At 60.0% G+C, this 17,960-nt stretch carries 12 protein-coding genes and 3 pseudogenes; 10 read left to right on the forward strand and 5 right to left on the reverse strand.

The annotated features are described in order from the left end of the window. Positions 1–235: 235 nt before the first annotated feature. A complete protein-coding gene (locus RFM41_RS30020) occupies positions 236–517 on the forward strand; it encodes a hypothetical protein (protein ID WP_320252953.1) in 282 nt (93 codons plus the stop codon). A gap of 841 nt (positions 518–1,358) precedes the next feature. Here the strand turns inward: RFM41_RS30020 and RFM41_RS30025 are convergent. After that, entirely contained in the window at positions 1,359–3,011 is a 1,653-nt protein-coding gene (locus RFM41_RS30025) for an MFS transporter (protein ID WP_320252958.1), read from the reverse strand. Positions 3,012–3,385: 374 nt separating this feature from the next. Here RFM41_RS30025 and RFM41_RS30030 point away from each other — a divergent pair, with 374 nt between their 5' ends. Next, positions 3,386–3,847, forward strand: coding sequence for a Ros/MucR family transcriptional regulator (locus RFM41_RS30030; RefSeq protein ID WP_320252952.1), 462 nt, complete (start codon positions 3,386–3,388; stop codon positions 3,845–3,847). Between the two features lie 185 nt (positions 3,848–4,032). Here RFM41_RS30030 and RFM41_RS30035 read toward each other — a convergent pair whose 3' ends face one another. Then, a complete protein-coding gene (locus RFM41_RS30035; protein WP_112101617.1) occupies positions 4,033–4,245 on the reverse strand; it encodes a cold-shock protein in 213 nt (70 codons plus the stop codon). 1,372 nt (positions 4,246–5,617) lie between these two features. On the opposite strand from RFM41_RS30035, the gene RFM41_RS30040 reads away from it, so the two are divergent. Next, positions 5,618–6,778, forward strand: a complete 1,161-nt coding sequence (locus RFM41_RS30040; RefSeq protein ID WP_320217793.1) for an MFS transporter — start codon at positions 5,618–5,620, stop codon at positions 6,776–6,778. 17 nt (positions 6,779–6,795) lie between these two features. Here RFM41_RS30040 and RFM41_RS30045 read toward each other — a convergent pair whose 3' ends face one another. Next, a complete protein-coding gene (locus RFM41_RS30045) occupies positions 6,796–7,911 on the reverse strand; it encodes a Fic family protein (RefSeq protein ID WP_320252951.1) in 1,116 nt (371 codons plus the stop codon). Positions 7,912–8,378: 467 nt separating this feature from the next. Here RFM41_RS30045 and RFM41_RS30050 point away from each other — a divergent pair, with 467 nt between their 5' ends. From RFM41_RS30050 to RFM41_RS30065, 4 genes and pseudogenes are all read left to right on the forward strand, one after another. Then, on the forward strand, positions 8,379–8,807 hold the full coding sequence (locus RFM41_RS30050) for a hypothetical protein (RefSeq protein ID WP_320217791.1): 429 nt from the start codon (positions 8,379–8,381) through the stop codon (positions 8,805–8,807). Positions 8,808–8,828: 21 nt separating this feature from the next. Further along, complete coding sequence (locus RFM41_RS30055) at positions 8,829–9,068, forward strand: TIGR02391 family protein (RefSeq protein WP_320217790.1); 240 nt, start codon at positions 8,829–8,831, stop codon at positions 9,066–9,068. Positions 9,069–9,075: 7 nt separating this feature from the next. Next, positions 9,076–10,190 (forward strand): annotated as a pseudogene (locus tag RFM41_RS30060) (IS256 family transposase); the annotation flags it as partial. Between the two features lie 57 nt (positions 10,191–10,247). Continuing rightward, positions 10,248–10,526: pseudogene (locus tag RFM41_RS30065) on the forward strand (IS630 family transposase); the annotation flags it as partial. A 25-nt stretch (positions 10,527–10,551) separates the two neighbouring features. Here RFM41_RS30065 and RFM41_RS30070 read toward each other — a convergent pair. After that, on the reverse strand, positions 10,552–13,218 hold the full coding sequence (locus tag RFM41_RS30070; RefSeq protein ID WP_320252950.1) for a Ulp1 family isopeptidase: 2,667 nt from the start codon (positions 13,216–13,218) through the stop codon (positions 10,552–10,554). 1,256 nt (positions 13,219–14,474) lie between these two features. After that, a pseudogene (locus tag RFM41_RS30075) lies at positions 14,475–14,713 on the reverse strand (transposase); the annotation flags it as partial. 736 nt (positions 14,714–15,449) lie between these two features. On the opposite strand from RFM41_RS30075, the gene RFM41_RS30080 reads away from it, so the two are divergent. The 3 genes from RFM41_RS30080 to RFM41_RS30090 are packed head-to-tail and all read left to right on the forward strand — an operon-like array spanning position 15,450 to position 17,959. Further along, positions 15,450–16,946 (forward strand): GMC oxidoreductase, encoded by a 1,497-nt coding sequence (locus RFM41_RS30080; protein WP_320252949.1) that lies wholly within the window; start codon positions 15,450–15,452, stop codon positions 16,944–16,946. After that, positions 16,947–17,198, forward strand: a complete 252-nt coding sequence (locus tag RFM41_RS30085) for a hypothetical protein (protein ID WP_320252948.1) — start codon at positions 16,947–16,949, stop codon at positions 17,196–17,198. Next, positions 17,195–17,959: an HAD-IA family hydrolase gene (locus RFM41_RS30090; protein WP_320252947.1), complete on the forward strand. Its 765-nt coding sequence runs from the start codon at positions 17,195–17,197 to the stop codon at positions 17,957–17,959. The genes RFM41_RS30085 and RFM41_RS30090 overlap by 4 nt, the downstream gene beginning before the upstream one ends. Position 17,960 lies beyond the last annotated feature (1 nt).

Consider the following 17,960-nt stretch of genomic DNA (forward strand, 5'->3'; position numbering starts at 1 on the left):
GTGGCGGCCTGGCCTCCACGCCGGATGGGTTTCGACCATGCGACGGGGCGGAGGTGTGTGAGCTTTCGGTGACGCCATCTCTGCGCCGCGATCCGGCATCGGAACGCGAAGGGCCCGGTTGCCGTCCTTCCCCATGAGACCGCTGCTCGCTTCCAAGACGGATGTTGGTTTCTGCGCCATCGTCGGACGTGGTTTGTCGATGCGACAGGACCGGAGCGTAAGAACTTTCGCTTGCATGATCACCGCGTCCCGGCTCACCGTCAGAACGCAAAGCGCTTTCTTCCTCGCTTGCTTCACCTTCTGGCGCCAAAGGAAAACGGCGCCGCGTCATGCCCGTTCCGCGCAATGCGGAAGCGAAAAGTCGTGGTTGACCAACGGGGACGCGCGCGGACCGGTCCTGCGGGGTATCATCACCTGCGACGCGGCTGGAGGAAGCTTCGCTAGCCTGCGGCTCGCGGTGCGTCCGCTCGACAATCGAGTTGAACGCGTTTCCACCTTCTGCCGCGGCGTGACCTGATGCGGCGCGGGACCTGCCGTCCGGGGCGCCACCGGCTGGAGTGTCTCCGATGCGCGATCTTCCCGTCCGGCCGATGTTGGTCATGTTTCGTCTCCGATCCAGGCAACAACGCATCGCCTAAAGTGTGTGGAGCAACGACAGGCGAGCCAACATGATCGCCGCTCAGGAACCCCAAAGCGCGCCTAGGCACCGAACCCGGGAGCTCTGAAGGAAGCACCTTGTCCGATCGGTAAATCGAGCAGGCCCTTGGCCGGGCCGACGCTCGAATACCTTTCGCTCGCAGTCGGGAGGTCGCAATCAACATCACTCACCTAACAACCATTGCTCGCTTGAGGCGGAACGTAGCTTGGCTGACCTGACAACAAACTGACGCGCTATGAGAGCTGAGCAGAATCTGAGAGCCGCCGGAGCAAACCGTTGCTTTTGACCAAGGGACAATGGCCGGCTGAACTGACGTGCGAACGGTATGGCCGACGCGAGTACGTTAGACCGGCTGCGACCGTAAGGCACACGGAATCCAGCTGCTTGGAACGCCAGCAGCCACGCCAGCTGAACATTCCCGCAGAATTGAATTGATTGGACAGCCGATTGACTGGTCTGCCCGTTGTGATTCGCTGATCTGTCTAAAACTTGAGCGACATGACGACAGCAAGGCGGAGCGCCCGGCGGCGCTTCGGCGGGACCGCAGCGTGCGCGTCGTTGGCACCCCTGTTCGGCATGTAGAGCTGTGGATAGCGATCCCCCAGCCGCGCTCTATCTCCATCGAACTTCGCCGGCGGCCTTTGCCACCATCATGATGCCTGCGCTTGGAGCAGTTGGCGATTACCAAATCGAGACGAGATCACCGTCGGAAAAAGAAGCTCCCCGACTGCTCCCGCCTGCGCGGCGCTCCGGTCGGCCGCTCGATCGCAAGCCGCGTGCGAGGCGGAAGCTCTCCCGCATGCAGTTCGAGGAGAGACCGATCCAGTTCCCTGTCCTCCGCGGTCAGCCGGTGGTTGAGGCGAAGGTAGTCCATCCAAGTCGGCGTGCGGAACGTCTCCGTCCAATGCAAGGGTTCCTGGAGGTCGCGCTGGAGATTCCAGTGCCGGGCGCCGGCGCGGCTCTGCACCCGGCGGCGTTCCTGCATCTGGTCGAGGAAGGTTTCGACGTTGGCTTCCGGTATGGAGTACTCGATCTTAACCACGATCGGGCCGCTTCTCGACTTCAAGTCGAGGGCGAGCGCCGGCGTTTCGAAGCCAAGCGAATCCTGGTCGGCCTCTTTCCACTGGCGGATCGGGAGCAGCAGTCCGGTGGCGGCAACCAACAAGAGAGCGCCCGCAGAGGCCTCGAGCGCCAGCGTCAGGGAATGGTTTTCGGCCACCACGCCCCAAATCCAGCTGCCGACCGCGACACCTCCCGACGAGAGGGCCGAGTAGATCGAGAGCGTGCGGCCAACGACCCAGCGCGGGCTCGACAATTGCACGCTGACGTCAAGTCCCGTCCAGGTGACGACCCAACCCGCGCCGCCCAGCGTCAAGGCAATCGCCGCCACCACCAGCGAAGGCGTGAAGGCAAGCGCCAGGCAGCAGGCGGCGCAGGCAATACAGGCGAGCGTCGTCAGACGCTCTTGCGACAGCGACCGTCTCAGCGCGTTGTTGGAAATGCCCGCGCACAAGGCGCCGGCGCCAAATCCAGCCATCAGGACACCATAAGCGATCGGCCCTCCCCCGAGCTGGTCCCGGGCAACCAGTGGCAGCAGCGCCAGGATCGAGATGCTCGTCAGACCGAAAAGGAATCCACGCGCGATCGCCGCCTTGATCTCTCCCGACAGCGCCGTGAAGCGGGCCCCGTCATGAATGGCCGTGCTCAATGGCTCACGGGGAAGAGGCGAAGCGCGACCGCTCCATTTGTAGAGTCCTATGGCCCACAGCATCGCCAGATAGGTCAGTGTCGCTGCGGCGAAGGCGGCTAGGGGTCCGAAGGAGGCGACAACGACGCCGCCGAGCGCCGGACCGATGCTTCGCATGGCGTTGTATCCGACCGAGATCAGCGTGACCGCGGCCGGAACTTCGCGCTTTCGCAGGATGTCTCCGACGGAAGCATGCCAGGCCGGATCAGTGAAGGCAGCGCCGCATCCAGCCAGGCAGCTGAAGGCGAGGATCATCCAAGGATTGTAAAATCCCAGCGCCACAACAGCGGTCAGCATGATCGACGACAATGCTATCACGCACCAGCCGATGGCCATGACATGGCGGCGACTGAAATTGTCGGCAATGGCTCCGGCGAAGATCGATAGAATGAACACTGGAAGCGTCGTGGAGGTCTGCACCAGGGCGACCATCACATCCGAGGTCGAGATGGTCGCCATCAGCCAGCTGACCGCAACCGTCTGAAACAGCCAGCCCAGACCGGACAGCTGTGCGGCAAGCCAGATCGCGCGAAAGGTGGGGCTCTCCAGCGGCGCGAACGTCGCCGACGAAACTGAAGCTGCGTCCGCGCGCGCCACCCTGCTCATTGGGCGAGCCCTTTTCTGTTCGTGAACACGTTTAGTTGGAGATTTCTCCCTTCGGCGCACTTGCCTATGGAGAGTGGCAGGATCAGGGCATTACAATGCCGAACCGAGTAATTTCGACTGCTGCTTCAAAGCCAAAACTGAACCGTTCTGCTGGAAATACCTGTCCATCCATCACCAAAGCGCCTTTGCGACGAATCGATCATTCTACTGGAAGTTTTGGGCGGTGGAGATGCGTCTATTCACGCGCGTGTTGCGCGCGCCGCTTTGAGAAGACCGTATGGAGAGGGCTGGAACGCAACCTTTCATTGCGTTGTGTGGCTGCCTTCATTAATCAAGCTGATTTTTGCAGAAGCCATCAAAATCAGGAGCGTTCCGTGACAGAAGAAATCGAGAGCAATAGTGATGCCCTCATCGAGCTTACCGCCGACGTCGTATCGGCCTACGTCTCGAACAATCCGGTCCCGGTGAGCGACCTTCCTGGCCTGATCGACCAGGTTCATGCCGCCTTAAAAGGCACGATCGGCGACCCGGTCCCTAAGCCTGAGGACCTCAAGCCTGCCGTTCCCATCAAGAAATCGGTCACGCCCGACTATATCATTAGCTTGGAGGACGGAAAAAAGTTCAAGTCGCTGAAGCGCCATCTCTCAACCCACTATGGCCTTACGCCCGACGAATACCGCGCAAAGTGGGGCCTGCCGGCAGACTACCCGATGGTTGCCCCGAATTATGCCGCAGCTCGCTCTGCTTTAGCCAAGACCCTGGGCCTGGGTCGAAAGCCTGATCGGGCCGAACAGGCCGCGCCGGCAAAGAGGGCCCGCAAAAACGGCGCGGCCTGAGTGTTGTTCCGGCGCGCTGACTTGGAAAGGCGGGGAGACTCCCGCCTTTTGCACTGCGTTCCCCGGCCTGCAACAATTTGCGCGAGGCTTCCGTCGATTTCATGTTCACGCGCGATTTCATCTGCGGCGGTCGGTAGAGGCTCGCCGTCGGGCAGCTGTTGCGCCATGCGCAAGAAGCCGTCAGCTCACTTTACTTTGCTGAGATTGCCGGCCGAGGATTTCCCGGTGCGGCGGTCCTGCTCGATCTCGTAATTAACCTTTTGGCCGTCAGCGAGAGTCGAAAGACCCGATCGCTCCACAGCGGAAATGTGGACAAAAACGTCCGGGCCGCCCGCATCGGGTTGGATGAAGCCGAAGCCCTTCGTGCTGTTGAACCACTTTACCGTGCCAGTTGCCATCCATTTTTCCTTTGTATCGGTTGCAGCGTTGGTTTGCCCAAGCCAGTTAACATTCTGACTTGGGGATAGGCGCAGCAAAAACGAGAAATCGCAAGCCCCCTGGATTGCCAGGAGGAAAATCAAATGCCGGATACCGGCTGGTGAACGCTCAACCCCTGCTTTGTCCCTTGGCTGCTGCGGCCATCACTCGCCATGGCCGGATGGTTCGCGCAACTTCAAAGGGAGGTGGTCGGCTGGAAAGCGCGAACATACTGTCATCGGCAGTTTGGTTCGAATAGAAAGCGTGGGTCAACCCTGCACAGCGGTTTTCTCACCGCGGCTCGATCCCACTGAAACCGCGGCTGACTGTCTGCGTAAAGGACATCCGGGGCTACGAAGAGATCCATCGGGAAGTCCTTTCCCGGCTACCTGGGGTAAGAAAAATTAGGGCGGATATTCGTTCCGTTTTGATGAATGGCGCGGCCCGAGCGCATCCACGAAATCTTCATTTAGGCGGAGGTAAGGCCAAGCGCGTCTAAATTGCCGAGAGGCTGGCTCACGTTGCTGGCGATTGATACGAGAAGGAAGATACGTGCTGAGAATGACGCGGGCCGAGCTCACGATCTGGTCTGGTCGAAACCGATGACCGAAATCCCAAGGCAGTATGGCATCAGAGACCAGCATATGGCGCAGACATGCGATGCGTATGAGATCGCTCAGCCGCGTGCCGGCCATTGGCAAGAGAGCACGGCAAGTCGGTGGAAACCGCTGCGCTCGATAACAAGAACCATAGCCTTGTCGAGGCGACTCTGCGAGCAGGGCACGATGCTTTCTCGTTCAACGCCTATAGCTCGGGGAGCCTGAGACAGGGACAAGATCCCAAGGTGGCATAGCGCTTGCTTGCAGCATCAGGGGCATTGAGCTCCAGACTGGAGCGCAGCGCTGTAATGTTTAGAGTCGCCAGGTCAGCCAACCTCGTCATCCTGTGTTCACCGGGGGGTCCCCGGCGAACAGCAAGAACAGATATGATTTCCACACCGAACCGTGCTCGCGGGCGCAGGCATGTGAGGCCGTGGCCAACGGCTAGTGGCGAAAAAAAGCCGCCGGAGTTCTCGCCAAGATTTCCTCAACTTGCGCGGAGGCAATCGGCATCGGCAGCTGATCATGTTTTCGTTTCCTCCACAGTTGCCCATGAGAGAGAAACGTCAGGTCGCCCGAGCCAGAATAGTCCTGTTGACGACCGTCGCTCAGACGCCGCCCGCCTCAACAGCCCGGCCTGTGTTCGAAAAAGGGCCGCCCTCCTTCTTCTGATTCCAGTGTTGCTATGGTGGAGCTCGTGCATCGCGGCCGTCCAGACAATCTCGGTCTTGGACCGTTTTAGCAGGGACGTCCCATGCCGCTGCCAATCCTAGCGCTTGCCATAGCATCCTTCTGCATCGGCACCACCGAATTCGTCATTATGGGCCTGCTGCCGGAGGTCGCGGCCGACCTTGGCGTCTCGATCCCTTCGGCTGGCCTTCTGGTCACCGGCTATGCGCTGGGCGTCGTCTTCGGCGCGCCGATCGTGGCCATGGCGACCGCCCGCCTGCCGCGCAAACCAGTGCTCATCGGCCTCGCCACCCTCTTCGTTATCGGCAACTTCTTCTGCGCCATCGCTCCGAACTATTGGCTGTTGATGGCGGCGCGGGTCTTCACCGCCTTCGGCCACGGCGCCTTCTTCGGCATCGGCTCCGTCGTTGCAGCGAGCCTCGTGCCGCGCAACAAACGGGCGAGCGCGATTGCGCTGATGTTCGCCGGCCTGACGCTGTCCAACATCCTGGGCGTTCCCGCCGGCACGGCGCTGGGCGAAGCCTTCGGCTGGCGCGACACCTTCCTCGCCGTCGTCGGCATCGGCCTCGTCTCGGTCGCGGCCATCGCCTGGCTGGTGCCGTCGGATGTCGCCGAGCCTAGCGGTGGCGGTCTGCTCGGCGAATTGCGCGTGCTCGGCAAGCTGCAGGTCTGGCTGGCGATGCTGATCGCCTCGCTCGCCTCCGCCAGCTTGTTCGCGGTCTTCACTTACATCAAGCCCTATCTCACCGACGTGTCCGGCCTGTCGACGGCGACCGTGACCTGGGTGTTGCTCTTGTTCGGCGCCGGCATGACCATCGGCAACATCATCGGCGGCAGGCTGGCGGACTGGAAGCTGATGCCGACTGTGATCACCACGCTGCTCGCCATGGCCCTGCTGTTCGCCGTCTTCACCGAGTTCGGCGCCATCGCGAGCGTGGCCGTGGCGATCGTCTTCCTGTGGGGCATGCTGATCTTCATCGTCGTGCCGCCGCTGCAGATCCGCGTCGTCGAGGAGGCCGCCGAAGGGCCAAACCTTGCCGCCACGCTCAACCAGGGCGCCTTCAATGTCGGCAATGCCGGCGGCGCCTGGATCGGCGGCCTCGCCATTTCCTTCGGCATATCCTACGCGAACCTGCCGCTGGTGGGCGCCGCGCTCGCGCTTCTGGCCGTCACGGTGGCCGTGCTGTCGCAGTCGCTCGACCGCCGCGCGGTGGTACAGACTTAGTCATCCGCTGATGGGATCTACGCACGATCGTCACGAATATTCAGCACGTAACGTGTGTGTCGGAGTTCACCGGTTCTTGTCAGCGCACCCTTGGCAACCAGATCGTGCAGGTCCCTTGTCGCCGTGGCGCGCGACGCCTGGGTGATGGCGATATAATTCTCCGCGCTGAGGCCGCCCTTGAAACTGGCGATACCTTCCCGGAACATCCGGGCGACGGCTTTTTCCTGGCGTTCGTTGAACTGCCCCCGGTGGTGCTCGTAGAACTTGGCCTTGGCAACGGAGAATTCGACGCGGGCGAGCGTTACGCGCTGCGCTTCTAGGATTGTGCTGGCGAAGTAGATCAGCCAATCGGTGATCGCGTTGTTTTTGTTGCTGGCCTCCAAATGATCGTAATAGGCCTTGCGGCGACGCTCGAGCGTGTAGGCCAGCGCGATGAGGCTCGGCTCGCCCAGATTTTGCGCCAGCGCTTTTTCGCAAAGGGCACGTCCTATGCGGCCGTTGCCGTCTTCGAACGGATGGATGCTCTCGAAATAAAGGTGCGCGATACCGGCGCGCGTCAGCGCGGGAAGCGGAGTCTTGCCCTTGAGCGCGGTATCGTTGAACCAGATGGTGAAGGCGTCCATCTCGGCTTTCACGCGCGATGAGGGCGGCGCCTCGAAATGCACTTTGGGTTTGTCCAGCCGGTTAGAGACGATCTGCATGGCATCGGCATGCTGGCGATAGTTGCCGATCGTCTCGATGCGCCGCTCGCCTGACATCACCATCTTGTGCCAGGCATAGAGCGTGCGATGCGAGAGCGGGTTGGCAAAATGCAGATACACGTCGGCCATCATTTCGGCGATGCCCCGCTCGGCGGGCGGGACGCGCCTATTCTCGCCTCCGAGCCCCAGCTGCTGCCGCAAGGATGATTGCAGGCTTTCCCGGTTGAGATACTCACCCTCGATCTCGGATGTCTTCAAGGCCTCTTCACTGATTAGATCGATGCGGATCTGGTCGCGGTCATCGGGGCCAACATGGCGAAACACGCCCAGGAACTCGCCCGATCGCAATAGGAACTCGCTTTCCAGCGGGTCCAATGCCATCTTGTCGTAGGTAAAATGCGGCCAGTCGGCCTGCTGCCAATTCCATACCATGAGCTATAGAGCGCCTTTCTATAACTCATGATAGCGGGAAAAGTGAGCTATAGCAATCTTATCTATGCCTCAGCCGGCGCCCATTAGATGGTCTCCGGCGGCCCCCAGAATTTCGGCACATCGACCGTGAAGAAACCATAATCCTTCGAGGTTCTCATTGGTTCGGAACCATTCATCCAGCTTGCCTGCAACATCAGTTGGGGACTCCGGCTCAAAGGCATGACAGCGGACGCTCGTGGTGAACTATCGCCACTGGTGAGCCGCGTGAAACGACTCCGATTCAGCCGTTAGACGGAGGGGGTGAAAAAATATGGGGGTTCAAGCACATTCAGGACTTGCGTCCTACCGGGCTGAAACCGGCATAAAAAAGGCAATGCTCGCGTTTCCGCTTACAAAGCCTCCGAGGCGATAAATAGGCGCAACCGGCGGCAACGTCAATAATTCGAGGTGGCCGAGGGGGAACGCCTATGAAGACATTCACGCAATCACAGCTGCAAGCAATCGCTGACGCATTAGGCGAGACCGCCGACGGCCTGACCGGCTCGGAAATCGGACATCTGCTGGCCACGGTCAAGATCGCCGATACCGTTTCCCCAATGACCAAGCGACACAGATCGTACAATGCCTTTGCCAACGACCAGAACAAGCGTGGTGCCCGCACCTATATCATAGCGTTCATCCGCAAGGCCATGAAACCGGAGCGTTTCGCGCGAGAGGCCGAACGATTCGAGCCGATGCGCCTTAACCTGAACCGAGCTTTGGCATTTGCAGGATTGGCCGTCGCGGCATCCGGAAAACTGGGCTCCGTCGAGGCAACCCAAACCTTATCAGAAGCGACGCGGCGTGCGCGAGCTGAGGGCCGAGTTGACTATCCGCGGTGCATCCTGATGTGTTGATGTTCTGCCGGGAGGAACTGCTTGCAGACAACTACTTCCATGCTGTCCGACATGCCGATGTTGGCGATCAACACGCTCGTGACCGATAGCGAGAGGAGCGAGCACCTGGTGAAGGGGACTTTCAGCATGTTCCGCAATACCACTGCGCACAGCGCAAAAATTCACTGGCAGATGTCGAAGGAGGATGCCGAGGATTTGTTTTCAATGGTCTCGCTGATGCACCGCCGTATCGACGCTGCGCTCATGCCGGCGCGGACCTGATCGGGGGGACGGGTTGCTCGACGACCTGAAGAAGGCGCTGTCGGAGCGGATACTGAACGCCGAACTCGACGAGCGCCTCGAAGATGAACGCTCCGAGGGCGGCGCCAATCGCCGCAACGGCCATTCGAAGAAGACAGTCTTGACGGGCACGTCGAAGATGACGCTGTCGATCCCGCGCGACCGTGCGGGAAGCTTCGATCCGAAGCTGATCGCCAGATATCAGCGCCGCTTCCCCGACTTCGACGCCAAGATCGTTTCGATGTATGCGCGCGGCATGAGCGTGCGCGAGATCCGCGGCCATCTGGAAGAGCTCTACGGCATCGACGTCTCGCCGGACCTGATCTCGGCTGTCACCGATGCGGTCCTAGAGGAAGTGGCCGAGTGGCAGAACCGGCCACCGGAGATCTGCTATCCGCTGGTCTTCTTCGACGCGATCCGGGTCAAGATCAGGGACGAAGGGTTCGTTCGCAACAAGGCGATCTACATCGCCCTCGGCATCCTGCCCGACGGCGCCAAGGAGATCCTCGGCATCTGGATCGAGCAGACCGAAGGCCGCCAAGTTCTGGCTGCGCGTCATGAACGAGCTGAAGAACCGTGGCGTCGCAGACATCCTGATCGCCGTCGTCGACGGCCTCAAGGGCTTCCCCGAGGCGATCGGCGCCGTCTTTCCGCAGACGAGTCCAGACCTGTATCGTGCATCTGATCCGCCATTCGCTCGAGTTCGTGTCGTGGAAGGACCGCAAGGCCGTCGTGCCGGCGCTCAGGGCAATCTACAGGGCCGCGGACGCGGAAGCCGGCATGAAGGCCCTGGAGGGCTTCGAGGCCGGCGACTGGGGGCAGCGGTATCCGGCGATCACACAGAGCTGGCGACGCAACTGGGAGCACGTCGTGCCATTCTTCGCCTATCCCGAGAGCGAACGCCGCATCATCTACACGACCAATGCTATCGAGGCATTGAACTCCAAGCTGCGCCGCGCCGTTCGAACGCGCGGCCACTTTCCCAATGACGACGCAGCCATGAAGCTGCTATATCTGGTGCTCAACCACGCGGCCGAGGGATGGAAACGACCGCCGCGCGAGTGGTTCGAGGCCAAGACCCAGTTCGCCGTCGTGTTCGGCGAGGTTCGTCAGCCAGTGACGAAACCGGCCTCGCGCACAGAATTCCTGACAGTCCCCCTTAAGGTGCGTGCCTGGCTCAACCGCCATCAGCGCTTCACCTTCCACTTCACCCCCACGTCTTGCTCCTGGCTCAACGCTGTCGAGGGCTTCTTCGCCAAGCTGTCGAAGCGACGCCTCAAGCGAGGCGTCTTTCATTCTGTCATCGACCTGCAGGCGCCCATCAACCGCTTCCTCGCAGAGCACAATCGACAACCCAAACCCTGCACCTGGACCGCCGACCCCGACAAAATCATCGCCGCCGTCAAACGTGGGCACCAAGTGTTAGATTCAATCCACTAGCCTCAATCTGCCAGCAGATCCTACATCAGCCCCGTAGTCGGTTTTGCAGTGCCTGCCGATCGACGACAAGATTGTCGAGGTGCAGCATGGCTGGCCGCCGCCTTTGCGCCAATCGCCTGACCAGCGCCCGCGTGCCGTCGAGCACGAAGACCCCGCAATCATAGCCATTGCGCTGCTGGGTCATGCGGACTGTCTCCACGCGGGCTCCCAGCCGTTGTGCGAGCAGTGCTGCGGGCTGGTCGTTGTGCCCCCGGGCGGAGTCGTAATGATACGCAACCGGCCTTGCCCGCTCGCGTCGGTCAACCAGCAGTAGTGACCAGTGGGTGCCGCGGCGGTCAGGATCCGTAGCGCTGGCATCGTTGACAGGCAGGAACAGGAAGTCGGCTGTATCGTTGCCATTGTGATCATAGACGATGCGCTGGAAAGCCCTGAGCACGACGCTGTCGGAGCCCAGGCGCAGATGGTAATGAGCTACCAGGGGATCGACGAGCCGCGTTCGGACGGCGAGATCTGGATTGTCCCTCTGCAGCTCCTGCGCCAGCAGTTCGTAATCTCCCTGGATATGCACATCGCCGAGCCATTCCCTGGCGCCGAGCGCCCGTCCGCTGCGGTGAGACGAGGCTTGCGGATTGAGCGCCCCAACCTGAGCATCGGAGGCTGTACCCAGAAACGGCTCGTAGTGAGCATCATCACGCAACTCGGCCGGTGTGGACGGCAAATCGACCAGGGACTCAAGACCGCGGTAGATATCTGATGACCGAGCTGACGCGGACGGCTGAGTTGGCCCCATATCCTGATCCGACTGCGACGACGGCCCTGACCAGGGGCGGTCCCAACCGGCAGGTCTCTGCCATCCGGCTTGGCCCACCTCCTGCCAAAGCTGCGACTGATCATAGCTTTCCTGGGAGGCGGCGCTTTCCCCCCGCCCAGCGTGGTCCACCTCCTGCGATGACCAGGAAGAGGTCCAACCGGCAGGTCTCTGCCATCCGGCTTGGTCCACCTCCTGCCAAAGCTGCGACTGATCATAGCTTTCCTGGGAGGCGGCGCTTCTCCCCCGCCCAGCGTGGTCCACCTCCTGCGATGACCAGGAAGAGGTCCATCCTGCTGGTCCCTGGCCCGCGGCTTGGTCCACGTCGAGCCAAAGCCGCGACTGATCGTAACTTTCCACTTGCGATGCGGCGCGTTCGTCCGAATGCGACGACAGCCCCGACCAGGGACGGTCCCACCCGGCAGGCCCCTGGCCTCCTGCCTCGTCCGCATCACGCCAAAGCTGCGACTGATCGTAACTGTCGGTTTGCGAACCGGCAGGTTCCCGCCCGCTTGCCTGCTCAAGGGACAACCCCAGCGCAGCGTTCGCCTCGACGACTTGTAAGTATTGCCCGAGCCTTGTGAGACTCACGGTGCTTTGTCCTTTAGCGTTGGTGTAAGTCTTGAAATCGGCTTTCAACGATCGCTTCTGCTGATCGCTGCCGTTGATACGGTTCACTATGCTCCCCCTACCCTCCTTTTGGAGCCAATCACTAAACCCGCGTTGCGCGCTAGCAATATTTCCGATCACGTTTTTTTGTCGGGCGGTGGCGTCCGACCCGAGCCTCATCAGCTCCTCGTTGGCAAACCCTTCGATGATGCGGGCGTCGTCGGGATACGGATGATACCTGCTGATCGATTGGATCCCGGTCGTGGTCCCATCGCTTGCGTACTGCCGAAACCGTTCGAGACTTACGGCGGTTTGTGCCTTGGTCTTGTCGAACTCCTTGTGATCTGCTTTCAATGAACGTTGCTGCTGATCGCTGCCGTTGATCCGGCTCGCTATGCTCCCCCTACCCTCCTTTTGGAGCCAATCACTAAACCTGCGTAGCTCCCAAGCAATTTTCGCGACTGCTTGTCTCTGCTGGCGAGTCGAGTCGTTTCCGAGCTTGCTCACTTGCTCCTTGGCCAGGCCATCGATGACGCTGGCGTCATCTGGATACGGATGAAGCTTGGTCGATTGACTCTCAGCCCCTAGGTACTGCCGAATCTGATCCAGTCGAGCGCCTTGCTGTCCTGTGGCTTTGCTGAAGTCCTTTAAATCTGCTTTCAACGACTTTTGCTGCTGATCGGTGCCGTTGATTCGGCTCACGATGCTCTCCCTGGCCTCCCTTTGGAGCCAATCGCTAAACCTCCGTTGCTTGGAAGCCATGGCTGAGGCGGGGTTGCTCTCTTTGCGAGTTGGACGGGGCCCCAGCTTGCTTAGCTCTTGTTTGAGTAGGCCATCGATGATGAGAGCGTCGTCGGGATGAGGATTCGCTGACTGGCGCCCCATCAGGCGGGGCCCAGTGCCAGCTGATTGGATTACTTGGCCGTCAGGCGAAAGCCTCCGGAGATGAGACATTGCCGACCTGAGGCGGTCACGATGGTCCATTCCGAGTGCGATGTACTCATCGACGTCATTGGCCAGCGACCTTGGCTCGTTAAGAAGCCGAGGAGCCATCGGCTTCTTGTTCTCTTCTCGCAGCCAACGAGCAAAACTCGCAAGAGCCGCCTTATTGTCCTTGATGGTCGGAGCGGGAACCTTTCCGGCCCCTCGGCCGATGGTGCCGTCGGGAACAACTTCGTACGCTTGCACTGTTTCCTTAAACAGTTCGATGAGGCGCTCGTCTTGGGGATACATGTCCCCGCTGGCGGAAGAGCGACTGCGTTTGGCGAAATCCATGCGAAGCTCTGTAGGGACAAATTTCGACCCCGAACCGCCCGACGACTTTTTGCTTCCGAAGGTTTTTCCGATCTCTGATTTGAAACGCGACCACAAACCGCGGCTTTTGTCATCCCTAGTGGGCGCAGCCAGCGGTTCAAACGAGGCAGTGTAGCGCGTGCTACTGAACAACCTGTCATGTAACCCAGACTGCGACACCTCTGCAGGGGAGCTGTCAAAGTGAGCGCGAGGCTGGTCTAGGCTGTGGCGCGCGTTGCCGAACCGATCATCCCGCAGGTTCCGTGTCATAGCGCGATTGTCAGTGTGGAGACTCCTTCTATGGACCTCTGCGGCTGGGCTGTCTGGCGAACTGGCCTCAGCGGAGCTCGTATCAGAGGAACCGAGTTGCAATTGGCTTAGGTGCTGCTCGAAACCACTGTGATCCTCAGACGTGCCGTGTGGCTGTTCCGTCCGCTGCCGCTCTTGCAGGGCAGCGTATTCGCGCATCCAACCCTCGGTATTGAACCATCCGCTATTGTGGGATTCCATGTATGCTCCTGTTTCCGAGTTCGCAGATTATTCGAACATTTCCAGAATTTCTGACCGGCTTGTTAAGTCTGTCGCGAGGCCGTCTGAGAATAGCGTTGAAGTAGCGTTTCTTCTGTTCATCGATACCAGCCAGGTATTCATTGCAGGCGTTCGATCGACTCAAGCGCCGCTTCGACGACTTGCCCGTTCAACAAATCTTGCCCGTTCAACAAATCGGTTTGTTAACAGGGTTAGCTGTCGAGAGACTTACGGGTCCTGCCGCAAAAAATTCAGGGCGAGCCAGAGCGGAGGGCCGCATTTGTTTCCCAGCCGCTTCGCGACTGAAGCAGCCGTCGCAGACTTTGATAACGTTCGTTATTGGTGCGCGAGATCGCCCCTTCTGGCCAGCGGGCGCGCCTCACGTGGAAGCCGGCCCGACTAGTCTCGGCCACACGCTTTGGGATGCTGAGTCACTGCAGACAGCTGCCGATTTGGCAGAACTGCGCACGTGGTAGCCCAAAGTCTTGCAGCTATATCGGACAATGCGCAGACCTCGTGCTCTGGTCAGCAGTTAGCTCGCTTGATGCACGGCGGTGAGCTTTCGACGGCCTGAGGCGGCGCTCTGGTCGCCGTTGCGGTACGTTTTGACAAGCCTCGTCGGGCGCCGGGGTTGATCCTTCGGTGATGGCAGGCGGGGGTTTGCGGGTTGCGGTCAGCGGGTTCGTTTCGGGGCGTCTGCGCGCCATCGTTTATGTCGCGAGTTGCGGGATGCGACTGAGGACGATGCGCAGGATGCGCTGGTCCGGGCAGGATGTCGGCAGGTGCAGGCGGATTTGCGTCTTCATCTCGACCACGCGCGCGGCGATCTTGATGAGGCGCAATCGCAACGTGTCGAATTGGGCGACGGCAAAGCTCGTTTCGGCATCGCGGCGCGCGGGCCCCACATAAGCCAGTAGGCGCCGGCATGCAGGAACAGCCGGAACTGGTTAACCACCTAATTCCGGGACCGCCCACTTGACTCGTCTATGCCGCCCGGTGCGCGATCTGCGACCGGTTGCCTAAACATCGCTGTGAGTGTGAGGATCGTGACGCCGCTCTTTGCCCGGCCCCGCTGATGAGCCAAACCGGGCTGTCGGCGAGCTGTCGCGGCAAGCTTCGTTGACCCGAGACGAGATAGCGCCGAGGCGACGCTGCAGGGCCTGCCGGTCGGCGACGAGGGTGTCAAGGTGCAGCGGCTGGGTCCGGGACTTTTCGCCCTCGGCCAGGCGTGCGGGCCAGCGCCCGGGTGGCCTCGAGCACGAAGACGTTCGAAACGAAGGCTGAGACTGCCGCGTCCATGATTCTTGACGGCGGATCGAGCCCGCAAGCGCTTGGCGTTTGACACTGTCCAATGTCCGACAATGTTGGAAATGCGACTACCAGAGTACAAGCATCGAATTGAGTTAAAACGGTTTCTCGTTGGCACAGTAAATGCGGTGTCATCCGCACCACGTCATCATTGAAAAGGAGAAGACGTTTCATGGTCACCCCACCAATGCCGCCGCCGCTACTCTTCCGGATGCATCCAAGTACGACGGCCTCTTCGTCACCTGCCGCCACCCAGCCAATGGCCCGGCAGGCATCGCCGCCCCCCACTACGCGGCCCGTATAAAGCACCTCCTGATGTCAATCGCGAACACCGCCCGCTGGCCCGCTACCACAAACCTCACAGGAGACTAATGCCCGTGACGGACATCAGACACATTGCAGCGCACGCGTGTAATTACACAAACTTCGATGCGGTTGTTATCGGCTCCGGGCCATCTGGATCGATCGTCGCCCGAACACTTGCGGAAAAGGGGTGCCATGTGGCCGTCCTGGAATATGGAGGCCCGGCTTGTCCTGGCGCCATGCTCGGGCCTCATCAAGCGGCCTACAGCAAGGCACTCACTTCAAATGGCTACGCCGATGGCAACCCCTGGACAGCGTGCTGCGTCGGCGGGGGGATGGGGTTCTACAACGCGATAACGTTCAGATACCGACAAGCAGATCTGTCAGCTTCCCAATATCTTACGACTGACATGGCGATTGACTGGCCGATTACCCTTGAGGAGCTCGAACCCTACTATTTGGAGATCGAGCATCTCTTGGAGATCAGTGGCGCGAATGGGTTTCCGTCGTATCCAGCCAGTCCACGTGGGCTGGTGTTATCCAATGCAATGCAGGAACTCGGCATAAGATCAAAAAACATCCCACTGGCAATCAGGCCGCCAGGGACCAACAAGGGATGCATCAATTGTTCGGCTTGCGATGAACTGGCGTGCCCTACGGATGCGAGAGCATCAGTGCTTGCAAGAAACATTTTGGATGACTCCGCCCTGCCAGGGACAATCTCGGTTCTATACGGCTGTTTCGTCAACCGGATCCAAATGCAGAACGATGGTCGGGCTGGAGCCCTTGAGTGCTATGTGCCGCTCTCATCGGAACTGATCCGGATCCCAATTGAAAGGGTCATCGTCTGCGCAAACGCGATACAAACAGCGGCATTGATGCTCCGGTCGAAGGGTGACCATGCACCGAAGGGAATAGGAAACGAATCCGGTCTCGTTGGACGCGGCCTCTCGTTCAAGATTGGCGGCTACTCCGTCGGCTACATGGAGCGAGCCGATCGGGGCTCCGATGCATTTGCTCCGCACTGGGGACCGCATTCGACCGTTTATACCGATGAGTTCTACGAACATAACGGCGCGCCATGCAAATTTGGCGGGCTCATTTATGAAGCGAATTTCCCTTCGCCGAATGAGAACGTAGGTGTTGTGCGCCTGCACTACATAGCCGGAGAAGAGCCATGGTCGCATAACCGCGTCGCGCTTGACGAGGCCGCTGACCAGTACGGTACCCCTTATATCCGTTTCGAATACCGAAGCTCGGAAAACGACCGTGCACGAAGGAATTTTCTCGCCGACCGCGCGGATGACATTCTGCGCCACCTTCGCGCATTCCGCATCGAGCGAGAGCCATATTTCCCGGGAAAAGGCAGCTCCCACCTGCACGGCACGATGCGCGCCGGTAGCGATCCGAGGAACTCGGTCGTGGACAGTTGCGGCAGGGTCCATGGGTTGACCAACATCCATGTGATGGATGGTTCCGTTATGAACTTTGCCGGGAACAGCAATCCGACCCACACTATCATGGCCAACGCCAGGCGAATGGCGATGTCACTCAGTAAAGGCGCAATTTAGATGCTCGGTCCTGGCGCTATCGGCCATTTGGCTGAACGGGAGCGGGACACCGGGTCATCCATCATGTTCCGCCCCGGCAATGGCGCTATAGATCAGGAGATCAACGGCAAGATCTATCTGGATATGACCTACTGCCGCGGGGCTTCGCCTCTGCCATCGCCGGTGAATGAGCAACGCCAGATATTCGCCGGGAAAATCTTGGAAGATTTTTTGCCGCTTTGCAGCCGGCACACCGTTGGGACGAAGGCATGACTGCACAGTTCACTGACACAGCCATGATCGAATACTGCGCGGAGGCATTTCACACCACAGAGAGAGCCTGCCTTTCCAAAAGCATCATTGGGCCTGATATTGGGTGGAAACCCTTGAAAAATCGCACGAAAACCGCAACCGTTAATGTTCACCTCGACGACTATGATCACGTAGCCTTCGATCTGGACGGAACCCTTGTAGATTCGGAGGCTGTGGTCGAAAGCGCACTCCGTCGATGGGCACGGGAGGAACGGATCTGTCCGGATAACGCGGTGCGGATGTCAGCCGCCCGCCGCGACATCGATTTGGTGGCGGCGATCGCGCCCAGTCTCTCGCCAGGACGCGAGGCAAATCGCATTGCCGATTACGAGGTTCAAGCGATGAGACTGTTGCGACCGATCGAGGGCGCCGTAGAGTTCTATAGCTCTATCCCAGCAGAAAGGCGATCTATTGTCACCTCTTCGGCACGGGTTTCGGCCCTTGCCCGCCTTGAGGCGGCTGGACTCTCCTGGCCGCGGATCATGATTGCAGCCGAGGACGTCAGTCAGGGAAAGCCGTATCCGCAACCCTATCAAACGCTGTTGCGAATGCTGCGCATCGCCGGCAAAAGATGCTTGGTTTTTGAGGATTCCCCCACCGGAATTGAAGCGGCGATCGCGGCAGGCTGCGACTGCGTCGGCGTCGGCCCCAACGCCAGAGGTCATCCTGACACAAGGGACTGGATCGAGAACTTTGGCCAGGCTTCCTTTCAAACCGGCTGAG

The organism is Mesorhizobium vachelliae, from assembly GCF_033977325.1.
GTDB lineage: Bacteria > Pseudomonadota > Alphaproteobacteria > Rhizobiales > Rhizobiaceae > Mesorhizobium > Mesorhizobium vachelliae.

Bases quoted from the DNA above. Each gene is read 5' to 3' on its own strand.
- RFM41_RS30020 (WP_320252953.1), top strand. From the start codon at position 236: ATGATCACCGCGTCCCGGCTCACCGTCAGAACGCAAAGCGCTTTCTTC.
- RFM41_RS30025 (WP_320252958.1), bottom strand. From the start codon at position 3,011: ATGAGCAGGGTGGCGCGCGCGGACGCAGCTTCAGTTTCGTCGGCGACG.
- RFM41_RS30035 (WP_112101617.1), bottom strand. From the start codon at position 4,245: ATGGCAACTGGCACGGTAAAGTGGTTCAACAGCACGAAGGGCTTCGGC.
- RFM41_RS30040 (WP_320217793.1), top strand. From the start codon at position 5,618: ATGCCGCTGCCAATCCTAGCGCTTGCCATAGCATCCTTCTGCATCGGC.
- RFM41_RS30045 (WP_320252951.1), bottom strand. From the start codon at position 7,911: ATGGTATGGAATTGGCAGCAGGCCGACTGGCCGCATTTTACCTACGAC.
- RFM41_RS30050 (WP_320217791.1), top strand. From the start codon at position 8,379: ATGAAGACATTCACGCAATCACAGCTGCAAGCAATCGCTGACGCATTA.
- RFM41_RS30070 (WP_320252950.1), bottom strand. From the start codon at position 13,218: ATGGATTTCGCCAAACGCAGTCGCTCTTCCGCCAGCGGGGACATGTAT.
- RFM41_RS30085 (WP_320252948.1), top strand. From the start codon at position 16,947: ATGCTCGGTCCTGGCGCTATCGGCCATTTGGCTGAACGGGAGCGGGAC.
- RFM41_RS30090 (WP_320252947.1), top strand. From the start codon at position 17,195: ATGACTGCACAGTTCACTGACACAGCCATGATCGAATACTGCGCGGAG.